Source organism: Microbacterium sp. MMO-10, assembly GCF_037148715.1.
In the GTDB taxonomy this organism is placed as follows: Bacteria; Actinomycetota; Actinomycetes; order Actinomycetales; family Microbacteriaceae; genus Microbacterium.
In genome coordinates, this window is the sequence record NZ_JBBCSV010000004.1 from 224,468 (window position 1) to 249,777 (window position 25,310).

The following is a 25,310-nucleotide window of genomic DNA, read 5'->3' on the forward strand; positions in this document are numbered from 1 at the left end:
GCTCGTAGAATGACCTCTGGTGCGCCGCCTCCGGCGCCCGGCATCCCCAGGAGTGATCCGTGGCCCTCATCGTGCAGAAGTACGGCGGCTCGTCCGTCGCCGACGCAGAGAGCATCAAGCGCGTCGCCAAGCGCATCGTCGACACCCGTCGCGCCGGCCACGATGTGGTCGTCGCGGTGAGCGCCATGGGCGACACCACCGACGAGCTGCTCGACCTCGCCGCGCAGGTCGCGCCGATCCCGGCGCCGCGCGAGCTCGACATGCTGCTCTCCAGCGGCGAGCGCATCTCGATGGCGCTGCTCGCGATGGCGATCCACTCGATGGGCTTCGACGCCCGCTCGTTCACGGGTCCGCAGGCGGGCATGCGCACCGACAGCCGGCACGGATCCGCGCGCATCGTCGAGGTCACCCCGACGCGCCTGCGCGAGGCGCTCGACGAGGGTGCGATCGTCATCGTCGCCGGCTTCCAGGGCATCAACGACGACACGCAGGACATCACGACGCTCGGCCGCGGCGGATCCGACACGACGGCGGTCGCGCTCGCGGCGGCCCTCGACGCCGACGTCTGCGAGATCTACAGCGACGTCGACGGCATCTTCACGGCGGATCCGCGAGTGGTCCCGCTCGCGCACAAGCTCTCGCACGTGTCAAGCGAGGAGATGCTCGAGCTCGCCGCCAACGGCGCCAAGGTGCTCTACATCCGCGCCGTCGAGTACGCACGCCGGCACGGCGTCCTGATCCACGCCCGTTCGACCTTCACGGCGAACGAGGGCACCTACGTTCTGGGCGAGGGCATGAAGAACCCCCGCGAAACCGAGGGAGAAGCCATGGAAGAGCCGATCGTCGCCGGTGTCGCCACCGATCTGAGCCAGGCCAAGGTCACGGTCGCGGGCGTGCCCGACGTCCCGGGCAAGGCCGCGGAGATCTTCAAGATCGTCGCGAAGTCGGGCGCGAACGTCGACATGATCGTGCAGAACGTGTCGGCCGCCTCCACCGGCCGCACCGACATCTCGTTCACCCTGCCGAAGTCCGATGCCACGGCCGCGCTCAAGGCGCTCGCCGCGGAGCAGTCCGAGGTCGGCTTCGAGAGCCTGCTGCACGACGACCAGATCGGCAAGCTCTCGGTTGTCGGCGCTGGGATGCGCACGCACTCCGGCGTCTCGGCGATCCTCTTCGAGGCGCTGTCCACCGCGGGCGTGAACCTGGAGATGATCTCGACCTCGGAGATCCGGATCTCGGTCGTCGTGCGCGGCGACGAGCTCGCGGATGCGGCCCGCGTCGTGCACGCCGCCTACGGACTGGACGGAGAGGTCGAAGCCGTCGTCGCCGCCGGAACCGGCCGCTGACCCGACGCTCCATCGCGGACCCCGGAGCCCTCGCTCCCGTCGCGAGAACTGTCGCTCCGAGCGTCGGAAAGCGGCAGAAACTGCGACGGGAGCATCCTCGGGTCCGGCCCGCGGAGATCGCATCCTCGCGGAACCGATAGAATCGCCCAAACCCTGACACCGGCGCCAGGCGCGGACAGCTCCGCCATACCCGGCGACCGCGCCTCCGCCTCGTCCGCCGTCCGGCATCCGCCGCGGCACGAAGCTGAGGAAGCATCCCCATGACCCGCATCTCCGACTCAGGATTCTCCGTCGCCATCGTCGGCGCCACCGGCCAGGTGGGCACCGTCATGCGCGACATCCTCGCGGAGCGTTCGTTCCCCATCCGCGAGCTGCGCCTGTTCGCCTCGGCCCGCTCTGCGGGCACGGCGATCGACTTCGGCGGGATCCCGGTGATCGTGGAGGACGTCGAGACCGCGGATCCGGCCGGTGTCGAGATCGCCCTCTTCTCCGCGGGCGCCACCGCGAGCCGCGCCTACGCGCCGCGCTTCGCCGCCGCCGGTGCCACCGTCGTCGACAACTCCAGCGCCTGGCGGATGGACCCCGAGGTCCCCCTCGTGGTGAGCGAGGTCAACCCCGAGGCGATCGCGGACGCCCCCAAGGGCATCATCGCGAACCCCAACTGCACCACGATGGCCGCGATGCCGGTGCTCAAGGCGCTGCACGCGGAGGCGGGGCTCGAGCGCCTCATCGTGAGCACGTACCAGGCCGTGAGCGGATCGGGCCTCGCCGGGGCCCAGGAGCTGCTCGGCCAGGTCGAGGGCGTGCTCGCCCAGGGCGACACCCTCAAGCTCGTGCACGACGGATCCGCGCTCGACTTCCCGCAGCCGGAGAAGTACGTGGCACCGATCGCGTTCGATGTCATCCCGCTCGCCGGATCCGTGGTCGACGACGGGCTCAACGAGACGGACGAGGAGAAGAAGCTCCGCAACGAGAGCCGCAAGATCCTCGGTCTGCCGGACCTCCGCGTCGCGGGGACGTGCGTGCGCGTGCCGGTGTTCACCGGGCACTCGCTGTCGATCAACGCGGAGTTCGCGAACGACCTCAGCCCGCAGCGCGCGTACGACGTGCTCGCCGCGGCCCCGGGCGTCGTGGTCGAAGAGGTGCCGACGCCGCTGTACGCCGCCGGCAAGGACCCGAGCTACGTCGGCCGGATCCGCGCCGACCAGTCCGCGCCGGAGGGCAAGGGCCTCGTGCTGTTCATCAGCAACGACAACCTGCGCAAGGGCGCCGCGCTGAACGCGGTCCAGGTGGCGGAGCTCGTCGCCGCGCGGCTCGGAGCCTGACGCACCTCGGCTCCGGCGCCGGATCCCCTCGTCGCAGGCGTGTCCTGTACGGCGTGGCGAATGTCCGGCGCCGGATGGCCGTCTCGGCGAAGAACTCGGCTCTCGCGGGCAACTAGACTGATCGAGTGACTGAATCCGTCGACGTCGTCCTCATCGGCGGTGGCATCATGAGCGCCACCCTGGGAACCCTGCTGCGTGAGCTGCAGCCCGACTGGAAGGTCGTCGCCTTCGAACGGCTGAGCGACGTCGCGGAGGAGAGCTCCAACGCGTGGAACAACGCGGGCACGGGCCACGCGGCGCTGTGCGAGCTCAACTACATGCCCGAGGGCAAGGACGGCACGCTGGACCCCGCGAAGGCGATCGGCATCAACGAGCAGTTCCAGCTCAGCCGTCAGCTCTGGTCGACGCTCGTCGACCGCGGCGTGCTCGACGCGCCCACGACCTTCATCAACTCCACGCCGCACATGACGTTCGTGCGCGGCCAGAAGGACGTCGACTACCTGCGCCACCGCTACGAGGTGCTCAAGGAGCAGCCGCTGTTCGCGGGGATCGAGTTCAGCGAGGACTCGCGCGTCATCAACCAGTGGGCGCCTCTGCTGATGGAGCAGCGCCGCAAGGGCGAGCCGTTCGCCGCGACGCGGGTGCCCAGCGGCACCGACGTCGACTTCGGATCCCTCACCCGCCAGCTGTTCGACCACCTCGCCGAGGACGACCGCTTCACGCTGCTGCGCAACCACGAGGTGCGCAAGCTGAAGCAGCAGAAGGACGGCACCTGGAACGTCCGCTACCGCAATGCGATCGGGCACACCCCGGGCCAGCTCAACGCGAAGTTCGTGTTCGTCGGCGCGGGCGGCTGGGCTCTCAAGCTGCTGCAGGGATCCGGGATCGACGAGATCAAGGGCTACGGCTGCTTCCCGATCGGCGGCCAGTGGCTGAAGACGTCGGATCCGGCGATCGTCGCCAAGCACCAGGCCAAGGTCTACTCGCAGGCGCCCGTCGGCGCGCCGCCGATGTCGGTCCCGCACCTCGACACCCGTGTCGTCGACGGCGAGACCAGCCTGCTGTTCGGTCCGTTCGCGACGTTCAGCCCGAAGTTCCTCAAGCAGGGCGGGATGCTCGACATCGTCACCCAGGTGCGCCCGCACAACCTCGGCAGCATGCTCAAGGTCGCGTTCACCAACTTCGACCTCATCAAGTACCTGGTCAGCGAGCTGCTGAAGACCCACCACCGGAAGGTCTCGACGCTGCGCGACTTCATGCCCACGGCCCAGGACGGCGACTGGGAGCTGCTCCAGGCCGGCCAGCGCGCTCAGGTCATGAAGGGCGGCAAGCTGCAGTTCGGCACCGAGGTCGTCGCTGCGGCGGACGGCACGATCGCGGGTCTGCTCGGCGCCTCCCCGGGCGCCTCCACGGCCGTGCCGGTGATGCTGGACGTGCTGCAGCGCTGCTTCCCGGAGCAGTACGGCGCCTGGGAGCCCAAGCTGCAGGAGCTGATCCCGACGCTCGGCGAGAAGCTCAACGACTCCGCCGCCGACGCGCGCGCATCGATGGGCGCCACGGCGAAGACGCTCGATCTGACGGCCTGATCCCGCGCCGTGGCCAAGCTGTACTTCCGCTACGGGGCGATGAACTCCGGCAAGTCCACGGCGCTGCTGCAGGCGGCGTACAACTACGAGGAGCGGGGCCAGCGGGTCCTGCTCGCGAAGCCCGCGATCGACACCAAGGGCGCCAGCCAGATCGAGAGCCGCCTGGGGATGACCCGCGAGGTCGACTTCCTCATCGCCGCGGGGCAGAGCGCCCGCGAGCTGTTCGGGCGGGAGCGCACGAAGGCGCGGGAGAGCGGATCCGACATCGCGTGCCTCCTCGTCGACGAGGCGCAGTTCCTCGAGCCGTGGCAGGTCGACGACCTCTTCCGCATCGCGGTCGAGGACGACATCCCGGTGCTCGCCTACGGGATCCGCAACGACTTCCTCACGCACGCGTTCCCGGGATCCGGGCGACTGCTCGCGATCGCGCACACGCTCGAGGAGCTGAAGACGATCTGCCGGTGCGGGCGCAAGGCCGTGTTCAACGGACGGCGGATCGGCGACCGGTTCGTGTTCGACGGGGATCAGGTCGCGATCGACGGCGTCGCCGTGGCCTACGAGTCGCTCTGCGGCCACTGTTATCTCCAGGAGTCCGGCGGGCGCCTGGGCTGAGCGCCTCCTCGCTGCTCGAGGTCGTCGAGCGGACACGCCCGCACGCCCGTCCTCTCTGGGGCCGTTGAGCGAACACGCGCGAAGCGCCAGTGAGACGAAACGCGGCGCTCTCGCAGGTCACCGCTTTTCGTCTCGGTCGGCTTCACCGTCCTCGCTCAACGACCCCGTTCTTGCGTGGGGTCCGCGATCAACGACCCCGGATGCGCCGTCTTGCGTGGTCTGACCACATGCCCTAGGCTGTGGTCTGACCACAGGAGGATGCATGCCCGACCGCAGCGACGCGCCCGCGCGCACCTGGCGCACGGTGCTGCAGCACGTCGAGCGTCGCCTGCTCGACGGAGAACTCGGCCCGGGGGATCGACTGCCCAGCGAGCGCGACCTCGCGGCGGAGCTCGGCGTCGGCCGATCGAGCGTGCGGGAGGCGATCCGCGTGCTCGAGGTGATGGGCCTGATCCGCACCTCGACCGGATCCGGCCCGCAGGCGGGGGCGATCGTCATCGCCGCGCCCGGGGGAGGACTGTCCGCGCTTCTGCGCCTCCAGGTGGCCGCTCAGGGCTTCCCGATCGCCGATGTGGTCGGAACCCGCCTCATCCTCGAGCAGGCTGTCGTCGCGGCCCTGGCCGCGGGTCGGCGGGACACGGCCGAGGCGCATCGGATCCTCGACGCCATGGAGGCCGAGCTGTCGGCGGCGGACTTCCTCGCGCTCGACGCGCAGCTGCATCTCGCCCTCGCCGAGGCGAGCGGCAACGCCGTCGTGGCGGCGATGATGACGGGCCTGCGCGACAGCATCGAGTCCTACGTGCTCTCGGGATCCGCGGGGATCCGCGACTGGGAGCGGATGGCCGAGCGCCTGCGGGCGGAGCACCGCGATCTCGTGCGCGCGATCGACGAGGGCCGCGCCGACGCGGCCACGGCGCTCGTGCGCGACCACATCACCGGCTACTACTCCGCGACCGGCCTCGCCGGCGCGGCCGACACGAACCCCTGATCGGAAGGATCCCCCATGGTGAAGCGCCAGCTCCCCAACCCCGCCGAGATCTTCGAGCTGATGAGCTTCAAGACCCCGGAGCTCGACGGCACCAAGCGCCGCCTCGAGGGAGCGCTGACGATCTCCGACCTGCGCACGATCGCGAAGCGGCGCACCCCCAAGGCGGCGTTCGACTACACCGACGGCGCGGCGGAGGGCGAGCTGTCGCTGGCGCGCGCCCGGCAGGCGTTCGAGGACGTGGAGTTCCACCCGGGGATCCTCGCTCCGGCTCCCGAGCTGGACACGTCGACCACGATCCTCGGGGGACCCAGCGCGCTCCCGTTCGGCATCGCACCGACCGGATTCACGCGCCTCATGCAGACCGAGGGGGAGGTCGCCGGCGCCGGCGCGGCCGCCGCGGCAGGGATCCCGTTCACGCTCTCCACCCTCGGCACGACGTCGATCGAGGACGTCAAGGCCGCCAACCCGCACGGGCGCAACTGGTTCCAGCTCTACGTGATGCGCGACCGCGAGATCTCCTACGGCCTCACCCGCCGCGCCGCCGAGGCCGGGTTCGACACGCTCATGTTCACGGTCGACACCCCGGTCGCCGGCGCCCGCCTGCGCGACAAGCGCAACGGGTTCTCCATTCCGCCGCAGCTGACCCTCGGCACGATCGTCAACGCGATCCCGCGGCCGTGGTGGTGGATCGACTTCCTCACGACGCCGAAGCTCGAGTTCGCGTCGCTGTCGACCACCGGCGGCACCGTGGGCGAGCTGCTCGACGCCGCGATGGATCCCACCATCAGCTACGACGACCTCGAGGTGATCCGCGGCATCTGGCCGGGCAAGCTCCTCGTGAAGGGCGTGCAAACGGTCGAGGACGCGATGCGGCTCAAGGACACGCACGGGGTCGATGGCGTCGTGCTGTCCAACCACGGCGGACGCCAGCTCGACCGCGCTCCGATCCCGTTCCATCTGCTGCCGCAGGTGCGCCAGGCCGTCGGCGAGGACTTCACGGTCATGGTCGACACCGGGATCATGAACGGGGCGGACATCGTCGCCTCGGTCGCGCTCGGGGCCGACTTCACGCTCATCGGACGCGCCTACCTGTACGGACTCATGGCCGGCGGGCGGCGCGGTGTCGACCGGACCATCGCGATCCTGCGCAGCGAGATCGAGCGCACGATGCGACTGCTCGGCGTCTCGTCGCTGGCAGAGCTCGAGCCGCGCCACGTCACGCAGCTCACCCGCATGGTCCCGGTCGCTCCGTCGCTCGCCGCCGCCGTTCGCTGATGCCGAGCGCTGACGCCGTCGCGGCCGGTCAGAGCGTCGGCAGCAGCGCGTCGAGCTTGTCGGCCGTGTCCTGCCAGCCGTCGACCGCGACGCAGGGCACGCCGAGGGTCTTCACGGGGTAGTCGTTCCCGCCCTCGTCGAGGCGATCGCCGTAGAACAGCATCTCCGCGAACGGGATGCCGGTGCGCTCGGCCAGCTCGGTCATGCCGTAGGCCTTGTCGATGCCCGCGCGGGTGATGTCGATCGACGTGGATCCGCCGGAGCGCACCTCGAGATCGGGCACCCGGGGCGCGACGGCGTCGCGCAGCGCGGCGCGGCGCGATCCATCCGGATCCCAGGCCTTCTTCGCGTCGTGCGGAGCCTTCTGGCCGAGGGCCGAGAAGGTGATCTGCGAGCCGCGGTCCTCGAGGATCGGTCCCCAGGTCTCGCTCTCCCACAGGCCCAGCCGCTGGGCCTCCTCCTCGAGCGCGGCGAGGGCCGCGTCCTTCTGCGCAGGGCTGAGGTCGCGGGCGTAGACGAGCGAGAACCCGGATCCGTCGTGCGCGAGGTAGCGGGTGCCGCAGGTGGGCAGCAGGTGGATGCGCTGCAGGGCGGAGACGTCGGCGCCGAGCCGGGAGACCACCTGGGTGCGGAACTGCTCCTCGTTGCCGCCGGAGATGATCGCGACCTCGACGCGCTCCGCGAGGGCGAGGAGGAGGGCGGCGATGCGGGGTTCGATCGGGCTCTTGGAGGCGGCGAGGGTGTCGTCGAGGTCGAAGGCGACCAGGCGTGGCGTCGTCATAGCGCTTCCAGGATACGGGAGCAGCGGTCAAGGATGCTGGGGGATGCCCCGCGCGGGGTCACCGCCGCGCGGGACGATCGTGCACCGCGCCACGCGCGGGCGCCGCCTCGATTCGCTCCCGCGTCCGTCTCCGTATAGACTTGAACGGTTGCCACGGGGTGTGGCGCAGCTTGGTAGCGCGCTTCGTTCGGGACGAAGAGGCCGCAGGTTCAAATCCTGTCACCCCGACCAACGAGAGAGGGACCGACCCACAGGGTCGGTCCCTCTCTCGTTGTCTCGTGGCGTCTGGCGGGGTCCCGGCGCGGGCCGGATCCGTCAGTGATCCGTCCCGCGCCGCAGGACCATCCCGGGGAAGCGGCTCGCCGCCCACACGAGGACGCCCGCTGCCGTGAGTGCGCCGAGCAGGCCGAGGACGGTCAGCGTCATCGCGGTCGCGCCGCGTTCGGGGAGCAGGAAGCCGTAGGGAACCCAGCCGTCGGTCGCGCCGCGCACGAGGACGACGGCGAGCCACAGCAGGGGATAGGGAGCGAGCACCCACAGCCGCGACCAGGGCAGGCATCGACGGTCTCCGATCAGCAGCCAGTCCAGAGCCATCAGCGTCGGAAGGACGGCGTGGAGGGTGAGGCTCACCCAGGCGGGGGCGGATCCGGTGCCCGGCACCACGGTGTTGTAGATCACCGCGACGATCAGCATGCACGCGGTGACGACGGCACGAGCCGGTGCGAGCCAGCGGGGCGTGCGTCGACCGGTCAGACCGAGTGCGCCGCAGGTCATGAGGACGAGTGCGGCGAGCAGGCTCGTCAGGTTCGTGAAGTACCCGAAGTAGTCGAAGGGGTTGTACCCGTGGGCTTCGCCGCCGATCGCATAGGTGTACAGCAGGATCACGAGGACGGCGAGGCCGACCAGTCCCCGTACGCCGCCCACCACGCGTGCTGCGGCCGGCCGGACGCGCTCCGGAGCGGCGGGGCGCACGTCGCTCAGTTCCGCGGCAGCAGTGTGAGCAGGGTGGCCTCCGGGCGGCAGGCGAAGCGGACCGGCGCGTAGATCGAGTGGCCGCATCCGGCGCTCACGTTGAGCGGCACGGTGCGCCCGGCGTGCGTCCAGGTGCTCAGCCCCTTCGCCTGTCGCAGCGGGATGTCGCAGTTCGCGACGATCGCCCCGAAGCCGGGGATGCACACCTGACCGCCGTGGGTGTGGCCGCCCAGGATCGCATCCGCGCCCAGGTCGGTGAAGGCGTTCAGTACGCGCTGGTAGGGCGCGTGCGTCACACCCAGCACGGGCACGTCGGAGGGGCGGGCACCGAGGGCGTCGATCTCGGCCGGAAGGGCGTCCAGGTCGTCCCAGTGACGATGCGCGTCGTCCACGCCGAACAGGTCGATGCGCCGGCCCCCGACGGTCAGGGAGGCGGCGGTGTTGTCCAGGTCCGTCCAGCCCAGCTCGTCGGTGAAGTAGGCGTCCATCGCGGCGGTGTCGAGCTTCGGCGCGGTGGCGACCCGCGCCGAAGGCCCCATGAAGTAGCGGAAGGGGTTGCGCGGCGACGGTGCGTGCACGTCGTTCGACCCGTGCACGAAGACCCCCGGCGTGCCGGCGAACGGCGCGAATGCGGCCCTGATGCCCTCGAGTCCGTGCTCGTGGCCGAGGTTGTCGCCCGTGTTCACGATGAGGTCGGGCCGCAGGCCGGAGAGGGAGGCGAGCCAGCGCTGCTTGCGATGCTGCCACGGCGCCATGTGCGCATCCGAGATGTGCAGGATCCGGAGCGGACGGGATCCGGTCGGCAGCGTCCGTGCGGTGGCGTGGCGCACCGTGAACAGGTAGCGCTCGATGCCGATGCCCCAGGTGGCGGCTGCGACACCGGCGGCCCCCACCGCACCGAGTGCGATGAGGGCCGAGCGGGTGGTGCGCGAGGGACTCATCCTCAGCAGTTCTTCTTCATGTAGTTGAGCGTGACCGACGAGCCCTTCGGCGCCGCCGTGCCCGCCGCGGGCACGGTGGCCGACACGGTTCCGGAGTCGTCGCCGTTGCCGGGCGTGCAGGTGCCCTTGGTCGCCTGGAAGCCCGCGGTCTTCAGCGCGTTCGCGGCGTCGCCCATGGTCATGCCGACCACGTTCGGGACCGCCACTCCCTGCCCGTTGCTCGGGCTGATCGTGATGGTGCTGCCGGTGACGACCTGGCCGGGACCCGGATCCTGCTGAGCCACCTGATCGGCCGGCAGGTTGCTCTGCACGGCGGCGCCGACGGAGACCGAGAACCCGGCGTCCTCGAGGGTCTGGGTCGCCTGATCGACCGTCATGCCGATGACGCTCGGCAGGTTGGTGTACGACTGCTTGAGCGCGCTCTGCTGCGGACTGGGGAAATCGCCCGCGGGGAACAGTTCGTCCGCGGCCCCCAGGATCTGACGCCCGAGGTAGTAGCGGATGTCGGGGACGTTGGTGTCGTGCGTGTAGAAGTCGTTGATGTCGACGTTGCCGTCGGCCTGACCCACCCAGATGCCGGTGGTGGACGCCGTCGAGGACGCCATGAGCATCGTCTGCTGGTTGTTGTGCGATCCGGTCTTGCCGATCAGCGGGGTGCCGTCGTCCGGGTTCGCACGCGAACCGGTGCCGCCGCCCGCCATGACGCCCTGGAGCGCATACGCGGCCCCTGCGGCGATCTCGGGCTTGATGACCTCGGTGCAGGTGGTCGGTGCGAGCGGGATGTCCGAGCCGTCCGGCCCCGTGATCTTGTCGATCGCGTGCGGATCGCAGCGGGTGCCGTTGTTCGCGATGGCGGCGTAGACGGCCGCCATCGAGATCGGGGCGATGTTCTTCGACCCGAGGACGCCGAACGGGGTCGGGCCCTCGAGGTCCACGGTGTCGGTGCCGGGGTAGTAGGTCGTCTCGTGGGAGTTGACCGCCTTCATGTCACCGGTGTGCACGCCCATCCGCGCCGCGACGTCGTTGATGTCGCAGAGGTCGAGCTTGGAGGCCATCGCCAGGAAGCCGCTGTTCAGCGACGCCGCGGTGAACTGCATCGGGGTGCCGACGTAGCCGCGCTGGTTCTGGAAGTTCCCGATCTCGGACGTGTCCGTGGTCATCGTGTCCGTGCCGCACTTGAACGTCATGCGCCGGTTGTTGCCGTCCACCGTCTCCCGCAGCGAATGGCCCTTCTCCAGCCAGTCGATGAGCGTGAAGACCTTGTAGGTCGATCCGACCGAGAAGCCGATGCCGCCGCCGTGCGCCTGGTCGGCCGCATAGACGATTCCGGTCTGGCCGGGGGGCGCGTCCTGCGCCTCGTTGAACGTCGTGTTCTGGGCGAGGGCGAGGATCTTGCCGGTCTTCGGGTCGAGGTTCACCGCCGCGGCGCCGAAGACCATCCCGTCGATCGTGGCCGTCGTGTTGTCGTGCATGGCCTGGACCGTCGCGGCCTGCATCGGTGCGGACAACGTCGTGTAGATGTTGAGGCCACCGCGGTACAGCTTGTCGTTGCGCTCCGCGGACGTGGAGCCGAGGGCGGTGTTGAGCGACTCGTCGTTCTCCAGCGAAGCCTGGACGTACTTGCAGAAGTACGCGTTGTCGCCGGCGTCGGAGCAGCCGGAGCTCGGCGTCTTGATCGCGGGCGTGATCGGCTGGGCCTTGTCGGCCTCGTACTCGGCCTTGGTGATCTTGCCGAGCACCTCCATGCGGCTGAGCACGTAGTTGCGGCGCACGAGCGTGTCGTGATACCCGTCGGCCTGCGAGTTCTTGCAGTTGTTGCCATCCTTGTCGCAGTCGTACGTGCCGCCGGGCAGATCGATGCGGAACGCATTGGGGTTCTGCACCATGCCGACGAGGGTCGCCGCCTGCACGGCGTTCAGCTGCGAGGCGGAGACGCTGAAGTAGCGCTGCGCCGCGGCCTCGATGCCGTAGGTCGTGCCACCGAAGTTCACCAGGTTCAGATAGCCGATGAGGATGTCCTGCTTCGAGTACTGCTTCTCGATCGCGGTCGCGTAGCGGATCTCCTGCAGCTTGCGGGCGATGCCGGAGCTGCCCACCGTCGCGGCCGCGTCCTCCCAGCACTTGGCGAGCTTGGCGTCGCGGTTCTTGTCGTTGAGCGGGACGCCCTTCTCGCAGTCCTGCAGCAGCACGTTCTTGACGTACTGCTGGCTGATCGAGGATCCGCCGTTGGTCGCGGATCCGGTCACGTTGCCGACCACGGCCTTGATCGTTCCGGCGATGTCGATGCCGCCGTGCGAGTAGAAGTTCTTGTCCTCGCTGGACAGGAGCGCGTCGTACAGCACCGGGGCGACCTGGTCGTACTTCACCGGGATGCGGTTCTGGTCGTAGAAGCGCGCCATGACCTGGTCGTTGCCGGCCGCGTCCTTCGAGTAGATCGTCGTCGGCTGCATCGGACGGTCGACCTTGAGGTTGGAGGGCAGGCCCTCGAAGAGGTCGATCGACTGAGCGGCGGTGGCACCGGTCACGGCGAAGACCGGGGTGACGGTCGCCGTGACGAGCACACCGGCGACGACGCTGAGACCGACGAGGCCGGCCAGGCCGCTGAGCACACCGGTGAGCGTCCGTTTGGTCTGAGGCATACGCTTGATCGTAGGGGAGTTCCCTGAACGCCAACTTTGACGCGCCTGCGCGCGTCCGTCCCTCCGGGAGTGCCATGACCACGTGGGAATACCTCACGACACCGCTGCTCATCCACAACACCGCTGCGATCCTGAACAACTGGGGCAAGCAGGGGTGGGAGCTCGTGCAGGTCGTCACCGGGCCCGAGGGCGGGCTCGTGGCGTACTTCAAGCGTCCGGTCGGCGGCGATGCGGCCGCCAACACCGGCCTCGGTGCCGCCGCAGAGGCCGCCCGCCAGTTCGAAGGAGACAACGCATGACCATCGCTTCCCGCCTCGCCGAGCTCGGCATCGAGCTGCCCTCCGTCGCGGCCCCCGTCGCCGCGTACGTGCCGGCCCGCGTGCACGCCGGGCTGGTCTACACGTCGGGGCAGCTGCCGTTCGTGGCCGGATCCCTGCCCGCGACCGGCAAGGTCGGCGCCGAGATCTCGGCCGAGGACGCCCAGGCCCTCGCCCGCACCTGCGCGCTGAACGCTGTCGCCGCGGCGGCCGACGCCGCCGGCGGCGTGGACCGGCTCGGCGGCGTGCTGCGCGTCGGCGGCTTCGTCGCGTCCGCGCCGTCGTTCTCCGGTCAGCCCGGGGTGATCAACGGGGCGAGCGAGGTGCTCGGCGAGATCTTCGGCGATGCCGGCAAGCACGTCCGCGCCGCCGTCGGCGTCGCGGTGCTGCCGCTGGACAGCCCCGTCGAGGTCGACGTCGTCTTCACCCTCGCCTGACTCCCCTCCGGGGAAGACGAGACCCCCGTCCCGGTCCCTTCGAGAAGGGATCCGGCACGGGGGTCTCGTCGTATCGGCCCTGCGGCCGCCCTCGGCTACTTCACCTGCGCCGAGATGGTCGACATCACCATCGTGTCGGCGAGGGTCGTCGTGTCGCCGACCTCGCGGCCCTCGGCCACGTCGCGGAGCAGCCGGCGCATGATCTTCCCGGAGCGGGTCTTGGGCAGCTCGCCGACGATGTACACGTCGCGCGGACGGGCGATGGGGCCGATCTGCTCGCCGACCCAGCCGCGCAGCAGCTGCGCGAGTCCCTCGGGGGAGTGCACCCGGATGTAGCTCTCCTTGATGATCACGAACGCGACGACGGCCTGACCCGTGGTCTCGTCGGAGGCCCCGACCACGGCGGCCTCCGCCGTCGCCTCATGGGCGACCAGGGCGGACTCGATCTCCGCGGTGGACAGGCGGTGTCCGGAGACGTTCATCACGTCGTCGACGCGGCCGAGCAGCCACAGATCGCCGTCCTCGTCGAAGCGCGCGCCGTCGCCCGCGAAGTAGTAGCCCTGCTTCTCGAACTTCTCCCAGTAGGTCTCCTTGAACCGCTCCGGGTCGCCCCAGATGCCGCGCAGCATGCTCGGCCACGGCTCGGTGATCGCCAGGAGCCCGCCGCCGCCGACGCCCACGGGGGTTCCGTCGTCATCGACCACATCGATCGAGATGCCCGGCAGCGGCACCTGCGCCGAGCCCGGCTTGGTCGCGGTGATCCCGGGGAGCGGGGAGACCATGATGGCGCCCGTCTCGGTCTGCCACCAGGTGTCGACGATGGGCGTGTGCCCGCCGCCGATGACGTCGCGGTACCAGATCCAGGCTTCGGGGTTGATCGGCTCTCCGACGGAGCCGAGCAGGCGCAGGGAGGTCAGGTCGTACTGGTTCGGGATCTCGCGCCCCAGCTTCATGAAGGAGCGGATCGCGGTCGGCGCGGTGTAGAGGATGGTCACGCCGTACTTCTGGATGATGTCCCACCAGCGCCCCTGCTGCGGGGTCTCCGGCGTGCCCTCGTACATGACCTGGGTGGCGCCGTTCGCGAGCGGGCCGTAGGCCACGTACGAGTGCCCGGTGACCCAGCCGATGTCGGCGGTGCACCAGTAGACGTCCGTCTCCGGCTTCAGGTCGAAGACGACGCGGTGCGTGTAGGACGCCTGGGTGAGGTAGCCGCCGGACGTGTGCAGGATGCCCTTGGGCTTCCCGGTGGTGCCGGAGGTGTAGAGGATGAACAGCGGGTTCTCCGCCGGGAACGCCTGCGCCTCGTGCGCGTTCGAGGCACCTCCGACGACGTCGTGGTACCAGAGGTCGCGCTCGTCGTCCCAGTCGATCTCGTTCTCGCAGCGCTTGACCACGATGACGTGCTCGACCGTGTTCTGCTCGCCCTCGCCGCGGTCGGCGAGGGCCTGGTCGACGGTCGGCTTGAGCGCGGAGGCCTTGCCCTTGCGGTAGCCGCCGTCGGCGGTGATGACGACCTTCGCGCCCGCGTCGTCGATCCGCGAGCGCAGGCTGTCGGCGCTGAAGCCGCCGAAGACGACGGAGTGGATCGCGCCGATGCGGGCCACCGCGAGCATGGAGGCGACGGCTTCGGGGATCATCGGCAGGTAGATGGCGACGCGGTCGCCGTGCCCGACGCCGAGGCCCTCGAGCACGTTCGCCAGGCGCTTGACCTCGTCGGTGAGCTCGGCGTAGGTGATGCGGCGCTCGTCTCCGGGCTCGCCTTCCCACAGCAGCGCCACGCGGTCGCCGTTGCCGGCCTCCACATGACGGTCGAGGCAGTTGTACGCGACGTTGAGCTCACCGTCGGCGAACCACTTCGCGAACGGCGGCGTGGTCCAGTCCAGCACCTGCGTGAAGGGCGTGTGCCAGTGCAGCTCGCGGGCCTGCTTCGCCCAGAACGCCTCGCGATCGGTGGCCGCTTCGGAGTAGATCTCCGGCTGCGCGACGGCGGCGGCCGCGAACTCCGGGGAGGGCGGGAACACACGGGTCTCGTCGAAGACGTGATCGATCTGGCTGCTCATGTGAGGGGGCGCTCCTTTGCGGCGAGGATGGGCCGCGGCCTCGCCGCGACAGGGGCGAATCTAGCCGCGCCCATCGCCTGGCAATACCGCCGGAAGTCGGTAGTGCCGGTCGTTTTGTTCGGTCTCTTTTCAGACGTACACTGTCCGACGGCCGATCATTCGATTCCGGCTTTCCCGCGGCAGCGACGGTCCCCCTCCGTCCACCGCGGCCGGGCGGCATCCCATTCCCCCCGTGGGATGCCGCCCTTCTTCCTGCCGTGTCTGCTGCCGGGCCCGGCGTGCTTCCCCGGGCGGGGCTCGTGCGTCCGGTGCGCGCCCCCGGCCTCCGTGCTCCGACGCCGCGTTCCGACGTGCTGCTCCTGCACAGCCGGGGCGGGGAGGGACTTGTGCACGGGATGTGCTCGGGCGTCTCGGCCGCCCGAGCCGGGTGCCTAGCGTCGGGACATGGCCTCGCCTTTCGTGATCGTCCCCCGCGGTCCCGCCGACTCCCCGGAGCGGCTCGACCTGGATCCCGCCTTCGGCGACCTCGCGGTCCACGCCGCCGATCCGCGGGTGACCGACCTCTTCCTCAACGGAGCGGGCGGGTTGTTCGCCGACCGAGGCGCGGGTGTCGAACCGGTGCCCGGGTGGACCGCGTCCGAACGCGAGGTGCGCGAGCTCGCCGTGCGCCTGGTCGCCCTCGGCGGCCGGCACCTCGACGACCAGGCCCCGTGCGTGGACGTGCGGCTCGCCTCGGGGGTGCGCGTGCACGCGGTGCTCGCCCCGGTCGCGACCAGGGGCACCGCGGTCTCGGTGCGCATCCCGCGGGTGCGCGCGGCGGATCTCGACGACCTGGCACGTCTGGGGGCGATCGACGCGGCGCAGCGCGGCTGGCTGGAGCGCATCGTCGTCGCACGGAAGAACGTGCTGATCACCGGAGGCACCGGCACCGGCAAGACCACGTTGCTCGCGGCACTCCTGGCGCACGTGCCGCCGCGTGAGCGGATCGTCACCATCGAGGACGTCGCAGAGCTGCGCCCGAGGCACCCGCACCACGTCTCGCTCGAAGCCCGGCAGCCGAACCTGGAGGGCGTGGGCGCGATCAGCGTCGCGCGCCTCGTGCGCGAGTCGCTGCGGATGCGGCCGGACCGCCTCGTCGTCGGCGAATGCCGCGGGGAGGAGATCCGCGATCTGTTGACGGCGCTGAACACCGGGCACGACGGCGGCGCGGGGACGCTGCACGCGAGCGGGCTCGCCGATGTGCCGGCGCGGCTGGAGGCGCTCGGAGCGCTGGCCGGCATGGACCCTCCGGCGCTGGCCCGTCAGGCCGTGAGCGCGTTCGCCTCCGTGCTGCACCTGGTGCGGGCCAGCGGCGGAGAGCGACGGCTCGCCCAGGTGGGGGAGCTGCGTCTGGACGGCGAGCATCTGGGCATCGAGGAGGTGCGGCCGTGGTGAGGGCGGTTCCCTCCGCGCGACGTCCGGCGCCGCTCCGGGCCCCGCGCGATCCGGCTCGGCGCCCTCGGCTGCGGGGCAGGGGCTCCCGCGTCCGCGAGGCCGAGGTCGCCGAGGCCGTCCGCACGCTGGCCGTGCTGCTGCAGGCGGGTGCGGCGCCCCTCGCCGCCTGGCACCACCTCGCCGAGAGCGGATCCGCCGTCGCCGTCGGCGTGGTCGCCGAGACCGTCGAGCACGGCCGGCCCCTGGTCGAGGCGATCCGCGAGGGCGGCGGAGTCTGGCGGGTCGTCGCGGCGGCCTGGGGGATCGCGGGCACCGTCGGGGCGCCGCTCGGCGAGGTGCTGCGCGCGATCGCCGCAGCGCTCGAGGGCGCGGGGGAGATCCGGGACGAGGTGGCGGTCGCGCTGGCCGAGCCTGCCGGCACCGCCCGTCTGATGCTGTGGCTGCCGCTCGTGGGGCTGCTCCTCGGCGGCGCGCTCGGGTTCGATACGACGACGGTGCTCCTCACCCGGCCCGCCGGGTGGATCTGCCTCGCGGCGGGTCTCGGCCTCCTGCTGCTCGCCCGCGGGTGGACCAGGGCGCTGGTCCGACGCGCGGCTCCGCCGGCCGGGATCCCGGGGATCCGCGCCGAACTGCTCGTCGTCGCACTCGCCGGCGGGACCGCGATCCCGCGAGCCCGTGCCCTGGTCGAGCAGGAGCTGGCGGAGGGGGAGGATGCGGCGACGGCCGAGGAGGCGATCGAGCGGATCCTCCGTCTGTCCGTCGCCGCGGGCGTTCCGGCCGTGGAGCTGCTGCGCGCCGAAGCCGATCGTGCACGCAGGGAAGCCCGCACCGCGGGGCGCACCGGGGCCGCGCGGCTGAGCTCGCGCCTGCTGCTCCCGCTCGGCATCTGCACCCTGCCGGCGTTCCTGCTCCTCGGCGTCGCGCCCCTGATCCTCAGCGTGCTGTCGACGACGCCGCTGCCGTTCGCTTGAGCAGGGCGGCGGCGACCGGGTGCCGATCCGACGGGACGAAGAAACCCACGGAAGAAGAAGAGAGAAGGAAGAAACATGATCCAGAAGCACCAGAGCGGCTCGAGTGCCCTCCCGCCGCTGACCCGCCGCCGGGCCGCCGGGCTGTTCGGCGACGACACCGGAGCCGCGACCGCGGAGTACGCCATCGCCACGATGGCGGCCGTCGCGTTCGCGAGCCTCCTCGTGGTCATCATGCGCAGCGACGAGGTGCGCGGCATCCTCACCGATCTCGTGCGTCGCGCGCTGACGGTGCAATGAGAGTCCGGACTCCGATCGCCCGCGGTCCCGGTCGCGATCGCTCCGGTGCACGGGGTGGCGCGCGCGACCGGGAGCGCGGCTCGGCGACGGCCGAGCTCGCCGTGGCGCTGCCGATCGTCGTCCTCATCCTGCTGCTCGGCGTCGGCGGCCTCGGCGCCGGGATGCGGATGGTCGCGCTGCAGGACGCCGTGGCCGACGCGGCCCGCCTGCTCGGCCGGGGCGACGACGCCGGGGGAGCGGGCGCCGCGGTGACGCGGGCGGATCCGGCAGCGACGTTCGGGGTGCGCCGGTCCGCCGAGCTGGTGTGCGTCACCGCCTCGGCCCAGGCGCGCATCCTGGGCGCGGTGACGGTGCCCCTCCGTGCGACGGGGTGCGCACTCGACGGAGGACGCTGATGGCCGGCTCCGCCGTCGCCGTCGGGGGCATCGCCGTGGCGGCCGCGCTGGGCATCGGCGCCGCGGCGGTGGGCGGCGCGGGCGCGACCTCGCAGCGCGTCGCGGCCGCGGCCGATGCCGCGGCGCTCGCCGCGGCGGACGCGGTGTCGGGTGCGGTCGCGGTGGATTCGGATCCCTGCGCGCTCGCCGCGAGGGTCGCCGAAGCGCACGGCGCCGCGCTGGAGGACTGCCGCATCGCCGGCCTCGAGGTCGTCGTGCGCGTCGGCACCGCCTACGCGGGGCTCCCCGCGGCGGCGGGGGCCAGGGCCGGGCCGCCCTCGCCGAGCACGGGGCGGCGATGACCGGCGACCGCGGCCGGCGGCGCGGCCCGATGCGCGTCTTATGGTCCCCGGCCCTCCGGCAGCGGCGTACGCTGGGTTCCCGGCTGTCGCGGGATCCCGTGCAGGAGAACCCGAACCTCCTGCGGCGACGGCCCATCGTGCTGAGTCCCCTCCTCCGGCGCGGTGTGTATGGTGTGCTTCGACTCCTCGTCAAAGCTCAGGACCCGAAAGGACCGCACCCGTGGCGCAAGGCAAGAAGCTTGTCATCGTCGAGTCCCCGACGAAGATGAGGTCCATCCAGGGCTATCTCGGCGACGGCTTCGAGGTGCTCAGCTCGGTGGGGCACATCCGCGACCTGGCCGACAAGAAGGACATCCCGGCCGCCGACAAGCAGGCGTACGGCAAGTACTCGATCGACGTCGACAACGACTTCGACCCCTACTACGTCGTCTCGGACCGCAAGACCAAGACCGTCGCCGAGCTCAAGCGCGCCCTGAAGACCGCCGACGAGCTCCTGCTCGCCACTGATGAGGACCGCGAGGGCGAGGCCATCGCGTGGCACCTGCTGGAGACCCTGAAGCCGAAGGTCCCCGTCAAGCGGATGGTCTTCCACGAGATCACGAAGGACGCGATCCAGGCCGCCGTCGGCAACACCCGTGAGCTCGACCTCGCGCTCGTCGACGCCCAGGAGACCCGCCGGATCCTGGACCGGCTGTACGGCTGGGACGTGTCGCCCGTGCTCTGGTACAAGGTCAAGTCGGGCCTCTCCGCAGGGCGCGTGCAGTCGGCCGCCACCCGCATGATCGTCGACCGGGAGCGCGAGCGCATGGCGTTCGTGTCGGCCGAGTACTGGGACGTCGACGCCACCGCCGTAGCCGCCACCACTCCGTTCACAGTGCGCCTCGTGCGCCTGGACGGGGGCGCCATCGCCCGCGGCACCGACTTCGACGACAACGGCGCCCTGAAGAAGGCCGTCGTCGTGCTCGACGAGAAGGCGGCGGCCGCGCTTGCCGCAGCCGTGGACGCGGCCGGATCCGGCACCGTGACGAAGGTCGAGGCGAAGCCCGGCACCCGCAGCCCCTACGCGCCCTTCACCACCTCCACGCTGCAGCAGGAGGCGGGCCGCAAGCTCTCGATGAGCGCGAAGCAGGCGATGAGCGTCGCCCAGCGCCTCTACGAGAAGGGCTACATCACCTATATGCGCACCGACTCGGTCGCCCTCAGCACCCAGGCGGTGCAGGCGGCGCGGTCGCAGGCGGTCGCGCTCTACGGCGATGCCGCCGTGCCGCTGAAGCCCCGCGTGTACAAGGGCAAGAGCAAGAACGCGCAGGAGGCGCACGAGGCCATCCGCCCGTCGGGCGAGCAGTTCCGCACGCCGGCATCGGTGTCCGCGCAGCTCGACCGCGAGGAGCAGCGCCTCTACGACCTCATCTGGAAGCGCACGGTCGCCAGCCAGATGTCCGACGCGAAGTACGAGACCACCACGGTCACGCTCGCCGTGGACGCGGACGGCCGCACCGCGGAGTTCACCGCGTCCGGCACGGTGTACACCTTCAAGGGCTTCCTCGAGGCGTACGAGGAGGGCAAGGACGAGCGCCGCAACGCCGCCGATGCGGCCGAGAACCAGTCGCTCCCCGCCGTCGCCGTGGGCGATGTGCTCGGCGTCTCCGACGCCGACGCCAAGCCGCACCGCACGACCCCCAAGCCGCGCTACACCGAGGCGTCGCTCGTGAAGGCGCTCGAAGAGCACGGCATCGGCCGCCCGTCCACGTTCGCCAGCATCATCGGCACCGTGATCGACCGCGGCTACGCGACCAAGCGCGGACAGGCCCTCGTGCCGACGTGGATGGCGTTCAGCGTGGTCCGGCTGCTCGAGCAGCACTTCGCCGACCTCATCGACTACGACTTCACCGCTGCGCTCGAGGACGACCTCGACGCGATCGCCCGCGGCGAGCAGAAGCGCATCGAGTGGCTGCACTCCTTCTACTTCGGCGACGACACGCAGGTCGGCCTCCGTCAGGTGGTCGACAACCTGGGCGAGATCGACGCGCGGGCGCTCAACGCGACTCCGATCACCGACACCGCCACGCTCCGGTTCGGCAAGTACGGCCCGTACCTCGAGGTCGCCGATCCCGCGCACCCCGACGCGAAACCGCGCATCGTGAACGTCCCCGAGGATCTGGCTCCCGACGAGCTGACGGCGGCGAAGGCCCGGGAGCTCATCGAGGCCCCCGTCGCCGGCGACCGCGTGCTCGGCGAGAACCCGGCCAACGGCAAGGTCGTCGTGGTCAAGGACGGCCGGTTCGGCCCCTACGTCCAGGAGAACGATCCGGTCTCCGACGACGACCAGGTCGATGAGACCACCGGCGAGGTCGTGGAGAAGCCGAAGCCGAAGCGCGGAGCGAAGAAGGAGGCCGCGCCCAAGCCGCGCACCGCCTCCCTGTTCCGCTCGATGTCGGTCGACACGATCGACCTCGACACGGCGCTCAAGCTCCTGGAGCTGCCCCGCGTGGTCGGCGTCGACCCCGCGACCGAGGAGGAGATCACCGCGCAGAACGGCCGCTTCGGGCCGTATCTGAAGAAGGGCGCCGACTCGCGTTCGCTCGAGAACGAGCAGCAGATCTTCGACATCACGCTCGAGCAGGCGCTGGAGGTCTACGCGCAGCCGAAGTACGGCGCGCGACGCGCATCGAGCGCGCTCGCCGAGTTCGAGGCCGACCCGGTCAGTGGCAAGCCGATCCGGATCCGGGACGGGCGTTTCGGCGCGTACGTCACCGACGGCGAGACCAACGTGACCATCCCGCGCGGCCAGCAGGTGCAGGACATCACCTTCGAGATCGCCGTGCAGATGCTCGCAGACAAGCGGGCCAAGGGACCGGCGCCCAAGCGCGGATCCCGTGCTGCGGCGGCGAAGAAGGCGCCGGCGAAGAAGGCGCCCGCCAAGACCGCTGCGAAGAAGCCCGCAGCCGCCAAGGCCACGGCGAAGACCGACGCCGAGAAGGCGGCTGCCCGCTCCGCTGCGGCGAAGAAGGCGGCTGCCACGCGCGCCGCCAACGCCGCGAAGAAGCAGGCCGGGGCGTGAGCGCCGCCCGAGGGATCTGGATCACCCTCGAAGGCGGCGACGGCTCGGGCAAGACCACGCAGGCCGCGCTGCTCGAGGCCTGGCTCGACGCACAGGGCCGCGATGTGCTGCGCACCCGCGAACCTGGCGGCTCCGAGGTCGGCGTGCTCATCCGCGACATCGTGCTGCACCACCGCGGCGACATCGCACCGCGGGCGGAGGCGCTGCTGTACGCCGCCGACCGCGCCCACCACGTCGCCACCGTCGTGCGCCCCGCGCTCGAGCGCGGCGTGGTCGTCATCCAGGACCGCTACCTCGACTCGTCCGTCGCCTATCAGGGGGCGGGGCGGGTCCTGGACGCCCAGGAGGTGCGCGATCTGTCGCTGTGGGCGGCCGAGGGCGCGCTGCCCGACCTCACGGTGCTGCTCGACCTGGATCCCGCGGCCGCGCGCCGTCGGCTCGACTCCGCCGACAAGCCGTTCGACCGGCTCGAGGCCGAGCGCGAGGAGTTCCATCAGCGAGTCCGCGAGGCCTACCTCGCCCTCGCCGCGGCGGAGCCCGAGCGCTTCCTCGTCGTCGACGCGGCGCAGGATCCGGCGGCCATCGCGGACGTCGTCCGCGCACGCGTGGCCGCCCTGCTCTGATCCGCGGCCCGGCGGGCAGCACGTCCCCGCGGGCTCGGCGGGCGAGCACGCGCGGCGCCGCAGCCGGTCGCGGGCGCACGGTGCATGTCGCCCCTCCCGGTTAGGCTTGACCGCATGCCCGCCACCGTTCCCGCGCCGTTCCCCTGGACCGACGTGTGGGGGCAGGACGCCGCCGTCGCGGCGCTGCGAACCGCGGTCGAGAACCCGGCCGCCATGTCGCATGCCTGGCTGATCACCGGACCTCCGGGGTCGGGCCGCTCGACGCTGGCCACGGCGTTCGCCGCGTCGCTGATCGCCGGCCCCGGCGACGAGCAGACCATGCACCAGGTGCTCGCCGGCACCCACCCCGATGTGACGGTGCTGCGCACCGAGAAGGTGATCATCTCGATCGCCGAGGCCCGCGCCCTCGTCGAGCGCTCGTATTTCGGGCCGTCCAGCGGGCGCTATCGGGTGATCGTCGTCGAGGACGCGGACCGCATGACGGAACGCACCTCGAACGTGCTGCTGAAGGCACTGGAGGAGCCGCCGGAGCAGACCGTGTGGATCCTGTGCGCCCCGAGCGAGGCGGATCTGCTGCCGACCATCCGCTCGCGCGTGCGGTCGCTGCGCCTGCGCGAGCCCGATGTCGCCTCCGTCGCCGAGCTCATCGTGCGCCGCACGGGCGCCGACCCCGCAGTCGCGGAGCAGGCCGCGCGTCTCGCACAGCGGCACATCGGCATGGCGCAGCGGCTTGCGACCGATGAATCGGCCCGGGCTCGTCGCGAGCACACCATGCGAGCCGTGCTGGGAGCCAGGGGCGTCAGCGACGCCGTCGAGGTCGCCGGCCAGATCGTGCAGGCGGCGACGGAGGACGCCAAGGCGCTCACGGCCGAACGCGACGACGCCGAGCGGCGCGCGCTGCTGCACACCGTCGGCATCGCCGAGGGCCAGGCCGTTCCCCCCGCCGTGCGCTCGCAGATCAACGCCCTCGAGGAGGAGCAGAAGCAGCGCGCCAAGCGCAGCGTGCGCGACGGGCTCGACCGTGTGCTCACCGACCTGCAGTCGCTGTTCCGCGACGTGGTCATGCTGCAGTTCGGCCGCGACGACGGGCTCATCAACCAGGAGCTCGCCGCCGAGCTCGCCGCCGTCGCCGAGGCCTGGCCGCCGGAGCGCACGCTGGTCGTGCTGGACCACCTCGCCGAGACCAGGGAGTCGCTGGAGCGCAACGTCGCCCCGGCCCTCGCCCTCGAGAGCTTGCTCGTGACCGTCACGAGCGGGAGGAGACCATGAACACGCGTTCCGCTTCGCGACTGCGCCGGATCACCACGGTGGCGGCGGGTGTCGTCGTCGCCGCCCTGGCGCTCACCGGCTGCCTGTACTCGATGATCCCCGCCGGATCCTCGTCGGCCGGGCCGACCGCGACCCCCGACACGTCGGGCGTCTCCGCCGAGCTGATGCCGTTCTACGGGCAGACGCTCCAATGGTCCGCCTGCGGCAGCGGCATGGACTGCACGACCGTCAAGGCGCCGCTCGACTGGGACGACCCCGGCAAGGGGAGCCTCGATCTCGCCGTGGTGCGCCATCGCGCGACCGGCAACTCCCAGGGATCCCTGCTGACGAACCCCGGCGGGCCGGGGGCGAGCGGACTCGAGCTGATCAAGTCCAGCCTGAGCTTCGCCGTCAGCCCCACGCTGATCAAGAACTACGACGTCATCGGGTTCGACCCGCGCGGTGTCGGGTCCTCGACCGCCGTGAAGTGCCTCGACGCGCCGCAGATGGACGACTACCTCTACTCGATCCGCCCCGGCGCGCGGGGCAGCGACGAGTGGACCGCCGCGCAGAAGAAGGCGAACAAGGACTTCGCCGATGCGTGCGAGAAGAACAGCGACGGGATCCTCCCGTACATCACGACCGTGAACTCGGCGCGGGACATGGATCTGCTGCGCGCCGTGCTGGGCGACAAGAAGCTCAACTATCTCGGCTACTCGTACGGCACGTTCCTCGGCGCGACGTACGCCCAGCTGTACCCCGAGCGCGTCGGGCACCTGGTGCTGGACGGCGCGCTCGACCCCGCCGTGTCCAACCTCGACGTCAGCACGACGCAGGCCATCGGGTTCGAGTCCGCGCTGCGCGCGTACATGGCCGAGTGCCTGAAGGGCAAGAAGTGCCCGTTCCAGGGCACCGTCGACGAGGCGATGAGCGACCTCGGCGCGCTGCTGGCGAGCGTCGACCGCTCTCCGCAGAAGAACGCCGACGGGCGCATGCTGGGCGCGGACACGCTGATGACGTCGATCGTCTCGGCGCTGTACTCGCAGGACAGCTGGCCGTACCTGACGCAGTCGCTGACCGCCGTGCTGAAGGGCGACCCGTCGGTGGCCTTCCAGCTCGCCGACTTCTACAACAACCGGGAGAACGGCGCCTACTCCGACAATTCGACGGAGGCGTTCCGGGCCTACAACTGCATGGACTACCCGGTCGAAGACGATCCCGCGGCCAAGGCCGCGTCGGACGCGAAGATCAAGGCCGAGGCCCCCACGATCGCCCCCTACTGGGATGGTCCCGACCCCTGCGAGCAGTGGCCCTATCCGCCGACCGGAAAGCGCGGCGAGATCACCGCGGCAGGATCCGGTCCGATCCTCGTCGTCGGGACCACCAACGACCCCGCGACGCCCTACCCGTGGGCGGAGTCCCTCGCCAAGCAGCTCGAAGGCGGGATCCTCATCACCCGCGTCGGTGAGGGCCACACGGGCTACAACAAGGGCAACTCCTGCGTCGATGACGCGGTGGACGCCTACTTCGTCGACGGCACCGTGCCCGACAAGGCCGGGATCCGCTGCGAGTAGACCGAGGCGCGGCGGGGCCTTGCCGGGCCCGAGCCGCGCCCGGGCGCGCGTGGTTCGCAGCATGCCCGCGGACAGGGTAAGATCGTT

At 71.0% G+C, this 25,310-nt stretch carries 22 protein-coding genes and 1 tRNA gene; 18 read left to right on the forward strand and 5 right to left on the reverse strand.

Annotated elements, in window-relative coordinates:
* Positions 1–59 precede the first annotated feature (59 nt).
* The 6 genes from WFJ17_RS13715 (at position 60) to WFJ17_RS13740 (ending at position 7,132) form a co-directional block, all read left to right on the forward strand.
* Positions 60–1,346, forward strand: a complete 1,287-nt coding sequence (locus WFJ17_RS13715; protein ID WP_251446023.1) for an aspartate kinase — start codon at positions 60–62, stop codon at positions 1,344–1,346.
* A gap of 260 nt (positions 1,347–1,606) precedes the next feature.
* The gene (locus WFJ17_RS13720) at positions 1,607–2,671 is read left to right on the forward strand and encodes an aspartate-semialdehyde dehydrogenase (RefSeq protein WP_251446025.1); all 1,065 of its coding nucleotides are present in this window, start codon (positions 1,607–1,609) and stop codon (positions 2,669–2,671) included.
* A 125-nt stretch (positions 2,672–2,796) separates the two neighbouring features.
* Positions 2,797–4,257 (forward strand): malate dehydrogenase (quinone), encoded by a 1,461-nt coding sequence (gene mqo, locus WFJ17_RS13725; RefSeq protein WP_292884021.1) that lies wholly within the window; start codon positions 2,797–2,799, stop codon positions 4,255–4,257.
* 9 nt (positions 4,258–4,266) lie between these two features.
* Positions 4,267–4,869: a thymidine kinase gene (locus WFJ17_RS13730; RefSeq protein ID WP_336648721.1), complete on the forward strand. Its 603-nt coding sequence runs from the start codon at positions 4,267–4,269 to the stop codon at positions 4,867–4,869.
* A 262-nt stretch (positions 4,870–5,131) separates the two neighbouring features.
* Positions 5,132–5,857, forward strand: coding sequence for a FadR/GntR family transcriptional regulator (locus tag WFJ17_RS13735; RefSeq protein WP_336648722.1), 726 nt, complete (start codon positions 5,132–5,134; stop codon positions 5,855–5,857).
* A gap of 15 nt (positions 5,858–5,872) precedes the next feature.
* Positions 5,873–7,132: an alpha-hydroxy acid oxidase gene (locus tag WFJ17_RS13740; RefSeq protein WP_336648723.1), complete on the forward strand. Its 1,260-nt coding sequence runs from the start codon at positions 5,873–5,875 to the stop codon at positions 7,130–7,132.
* A gap of 28 nt (positions 7,133–7,160) precedes the next feature.
* Here WFJ17_RS13740 and WFJ17_RS13745 read toward each other — a convergent pair whose 3' ends face one another.
* Positions 7,161–7,913 carry an HAD-IIB family hydrolase gene (locus WFJ17_RS13745; RefSeq protein ID WP_251446033.1) on the reverse strand — a complete coding sequence of 251 codons (753 nt, stop codon included), beginning with the start codon at positions 7,911–7,913 and terminating at the stop codon, positions 7,161–7,163.
* Positions 7,914–8,067: 154 nt separating this feature from the next.
* On the opposite strand from WFJ17_RS13745, the gene WFJ17_RS13750 reads away from it, so the two are divergent.
* A tRNA-Pro gene (locus WFJ17_RS13750) sits at positions 8,068–8,144 on the forward strand.
* Positions 8,145–8,228: 84 nt separating this feature from the next.
* Here WFJ17_RS13750 and WFJ17_RS13755 read toward each other — a convergent pair.
* Genes WFJ17_RS13755 through WFJ17_RS13765 form a run of 3 tightly spaced genes read right to left on the reverse strand, consistent with a single transcriptional unit; the run spans position 8,229 to position 12,465 of the window.
* Entirely contained in the window at positions 8,229–8,885 is a 657-nt protein-coding gene (locus tag WFJ17_RS13755) for a Pr6Pr family membrane protein (RefSeq protein WP_336648724.1), read from the reverse strand.
* Between the two features lie 5 nt (positions 8,886–8,890).
* Positions 8,891–9,826, reverse strand: coding sequence for a metallophosphoesterase (locus WFJ17_RS13760; protein ID WP_251446041.1), 936 nt, complete (start codon positions 9,824–9,826; stop codon positions 8,891–8,893).
* 2 nt (positions 9,827–9,828) lie between these two features.
* Positions 9,829–12,465 (reverse strand): transglycosylase domain-containing protein, encoded by a 2,637-nt coding sequence (locus WFJ17_RS13765; RefSeq protein ID WP_251446044.1) that lies wholly within the window; start codon positions 12,463–12,465, stop codon positions 9,829–9,831.
* A gap of 74 nt (positions 12,466–12,539) precedes the next feature.
* On the opposite strand from WFJ17_RS13765, the gene WFJ17_RS13770 reads away from it, so the two are divergent.
* The gene (locus WFJ17_RS13770; protein ID WP_251446047.1) at positions 12,540–12,764 is read left to right on the forward strand and encodes a DUF4177 domain-containing protein; all 225 of its coding nucleotides are present in this window, start codon (positions 12,540–12,542) and stop codon (positions 12,762–12,764) included.
* A complete protein-coding gene (locus WFJ17_RS13775) occupies positions 12,761–13,219 on the forward strand; it encodes a RidA family protein (protein WP_251446050.1) in 459 nt (152 codons plus the stop codon). The genes WFJ17_RS13770 and WFJ17_RS13775 overlap by 4 nt, the downstream gene beginning before the upstream one ends.
* Positions 13,220–13,314: 95 nt before the next feature.
* Here WFJ17_RS13775 and acs read toward each other — a convergent pair whose 3' ends face one another.
* Entirely contained in the window at positions 13,315–15,279 is a 1,965-nt protein-coding gene (gene acs / locus WFJ17_RS13780; RefSeq protein WP_251446053.1) for an acetate--CoA ligase, read from the reverse strand.
* A 444-nt stretch (positions 15,280–15,723) separates the two neighbouring features.
* Here acs and WFJ17_RS13785 point away from each other — a divergent pair, with 444 nt between their 5' ends.
* The 9 genes from WFJ17_RS13785 (at position 15,724) to WFJ17_RS13825 (ending at position 25,223) form a co-directional block, all read left to right on the forward strand.
* Positions 15,724–16,713: a TadA family conjugal transfer-associated ATPase gene (locus WFJ17_RS13785; RefSeq protein WP_336648725.1), complete on the forward strand. Its 990-nt coding sequence runs from the start codon at positions 15,724–15,726 to the stop codon at positions 16,711–16,713.
* A complete protein-coding gene (locus WFJ17_RS13790; RefSeq protein ID WP_336648726.1) occupies positions 16,707–17,684 on the forward strand; it encodes a type II secretion system F family protein in 978 nt (325 codons plus the stop codon). The genes WFJ17_RS13785 and WFJ17_RS13790 overlap by 7 nt, the downstream gene beginning before the upstream one ends.
* Positions 17,685–17,759: 75 nt before the next feature.
* Positions 17,760–17,981 (forward strand): DUF4244 domain-containing protein, encoded by a 222-nt coding sequence (locus WFJ17_RS13795; protein ID WP_295034839.1) that lies wholly within the window; start codon positions 17,760–17,762, stop codon positions 17,979–17,981.
* Positions 17,978–18,376 (forward strand): TadE family type IV pilus minor pilin, encoded by a 399-nt coding sequence (locus tag WFJ17_RS13800; protein WP_336648727.1) that lies wholly within the window; start codon positions 17,978–17,980, stop codon positions 18,374–18,376. Before WFJ17_RS13795 ends, WFJ17_RS13800 begins: the two co-directional genes overlap by 4 nt.
* The gene (locus tag WFJ17_RS13805; RefSeq protein WP_336648728.1) at positions 18,376–18,717 is read left to right on the forward strand and encodes an Rv3654c family TadE-like protein; all 342 of its coding nucleotides are present in this window, start codon (positions 18,376–18,378) and stop codon (positions 18,715–18,717) included. The genes WFJ17_RS13800 and WFJ17_RS13805 overlap by 1 nt, the downstream gene beginning before the upstream one ends.
* 265 nt (positions 18,718–18,982) lie before the next feature.
* Positions 18,983–21,778 (forward strand): type I DNA topoisomerase, encoded by a 2,796-nt coding sequence (gene topA, locus WFJ17_RS13810; RefSeq protein ID WP_442927986.1) that lies wholly within the window; start codon positions 18,983–18,985, stop codon positions 21,776–21,778.
* Positions 21,775–22,401 carry a dTMP kinase gene (gene tmk, locus WFJ17_RS13815; RefSeq protein ID WP_336628798.1) on the forward strand — a complete coding sequence of 209 codons (627 nt, stop codon included), beginning with the start codon at positions 21,775–21,777 and terminating at the stop codon, positions 22,399–22,401. The genes topA and tmk overlap by 4 nt, the downstream gene beginning before the upstream one ends.
* 114 nt (positions 22,402–22,515) lie before the next feature.
* Positions 22,516–23,670: a DNA polymerase III subunit delta' gene (locus WFJ17_RS13820; RefSeq protein ID WP_295034473.1), complete on the forward strand. Its 1,155-nt coding sequence runs from the start codon at positions 22,516–22,518 to the stop codon at positions 23,668–23,670.
* Positions 23,667–25,223 carry an alpha/beta hydrolase gene (locus WFJ17_RS13825; protein ID WP_336648730.1) on the forward strand — a complete coding sequence of 519 codons (1,557 nt, stop codon included), beginning with the start codon at positions 23,667–23,669 and terminating at the stop codon, positions 25,221–25,223. Before WFJ17_RS13820 ends, WFJ17_RS13825 begins: the two co-directional genes overlap by 4 nt.
* Positions 25,224–25,310: the final 87 nt, after the last annotated feature.

What these genes read in the sequence shown, in the direction of transcription:
- acs (WP_251446053.1), bottom strand. Translation starts at nt 15,279, where the DNA reads ATGAGCAGCCAGATCGATCACGTCTTCGACGAGACCCGTGTGTTCCCG.
- WFJ17_RS13775 (WP_251446050.1), top strand. Translation starts at nt 12,761, where the DNA reads ATGACCATCGCTTCCCGCCTCGCCGAGCTCGGCATCGAGCTGCCCTCC.
- WFJ17_RS13745 (WP_251446033.1), bottom strand. Translation starts at nt 7,913, where the DNA reads ATGACGACGCCACGCCTGGTCGCCTTCGACCTCGACGACACCCTCGCC.
- WFJ17_RS13735 (WP_336648722.1), top strand. Translation starts at nt 5,132, where the DNA reads ATGCCCGACCGCAGCGACGCGCCCGCGCGCACCTGGCGCACGGTGCTG.
- WFJ17_RS13825 (WP_336648730.1), top strand. Translation starts at nt 23,667, where the DNA reads ATGAACACGCGTTCCGCTTCGCGACTGCGCCGGATCACCACGGTGGCG.
- WFJ17_RS13795 (WP_295034839.1), top strand. Translation starts at nt 17,760, where the DNA reads ATGATCCAGAAGCACCAGAGCGGCTCGAGTGCCCTCCCGCCGCTGACC.
- topA (WP_442927986.1), top strand. Translation starts at nt 18,983, where the DNA reads ATGAGGTCCATCCAGGGCTATCTCGGCGACGGCTTCGAGGTGCTCAGC.
- WFJ17_RS13785 (WP_336648725.1), top strand. Translation starts at nt 15,724, where the DNA reads ATGGCCTCGCCTTTCGTGATCGTCCCCCGCGGTCCCGCCGACTCCCCG.
- WFJ17_RS13760 (WP_251446041.1), bottom strand. Translation starts at nt 9,826, where the DNA reads ATGAGTCCCTCGCGCACCACCCGCTCGGCCCTCATCGCACTCGGTGCG.
- WFJ17_RS13740 (WP_336648723.1), top strand. Translation starts at nt 5,873, where the DNA reads ATGGTGAAGCGCCAGCTCCCCAACCCCGCCGAGATCTTCGAGCTGATG.
- WFJ17_RS13765 (WP_251446044.1), bottom strand. Translation starts at nt 12,465, where the DNA reads ATGCCTCAGACCAAACGGACGCTCACCGGTGTGCTCAGCGGCCTGGCC.
- WFJ17_RS13805 (WP_336648728.1), top strand. Translation starts at nt 18,376, where the DNA reads ATGGCCGGCTCCGCCGTCGCCGTCGGGGGCATCGCCGTGGCGGCCGCG.
- WFJ17_RS13800 (WP_336648727.1), top strand. Translation starts at nt 17,978, where the DNA reads ATGAGAGTCCGGACTCCGATCGCCCGCGGTCCCGGTCGCGATCGCTCC.
- WFJ17_RS13820 (WP_295034473.1), top strand. Translation starts at nt 22,516, where the DNA reads ATGCCCGCCACCGTTCCCGCGCCGTTCCCCTGGACCGACGTGTGGGGG.
- WFJ17_RS13720 (WP_251446025.1), top strand. Translation starts at nt 1,607, where the DNA reads ATGACCCGCATCTCCGACTCAGGATTCTCCGTCGCCATCGTCGGCGCC.
- WFJ17_RS13770 (WP_251446047.1), top strand. Translation starts at nt 12,540, where the DNA reads ATGACCACGTGGGAATACCTCACGACACCGCTGCTCATCCACAACACC.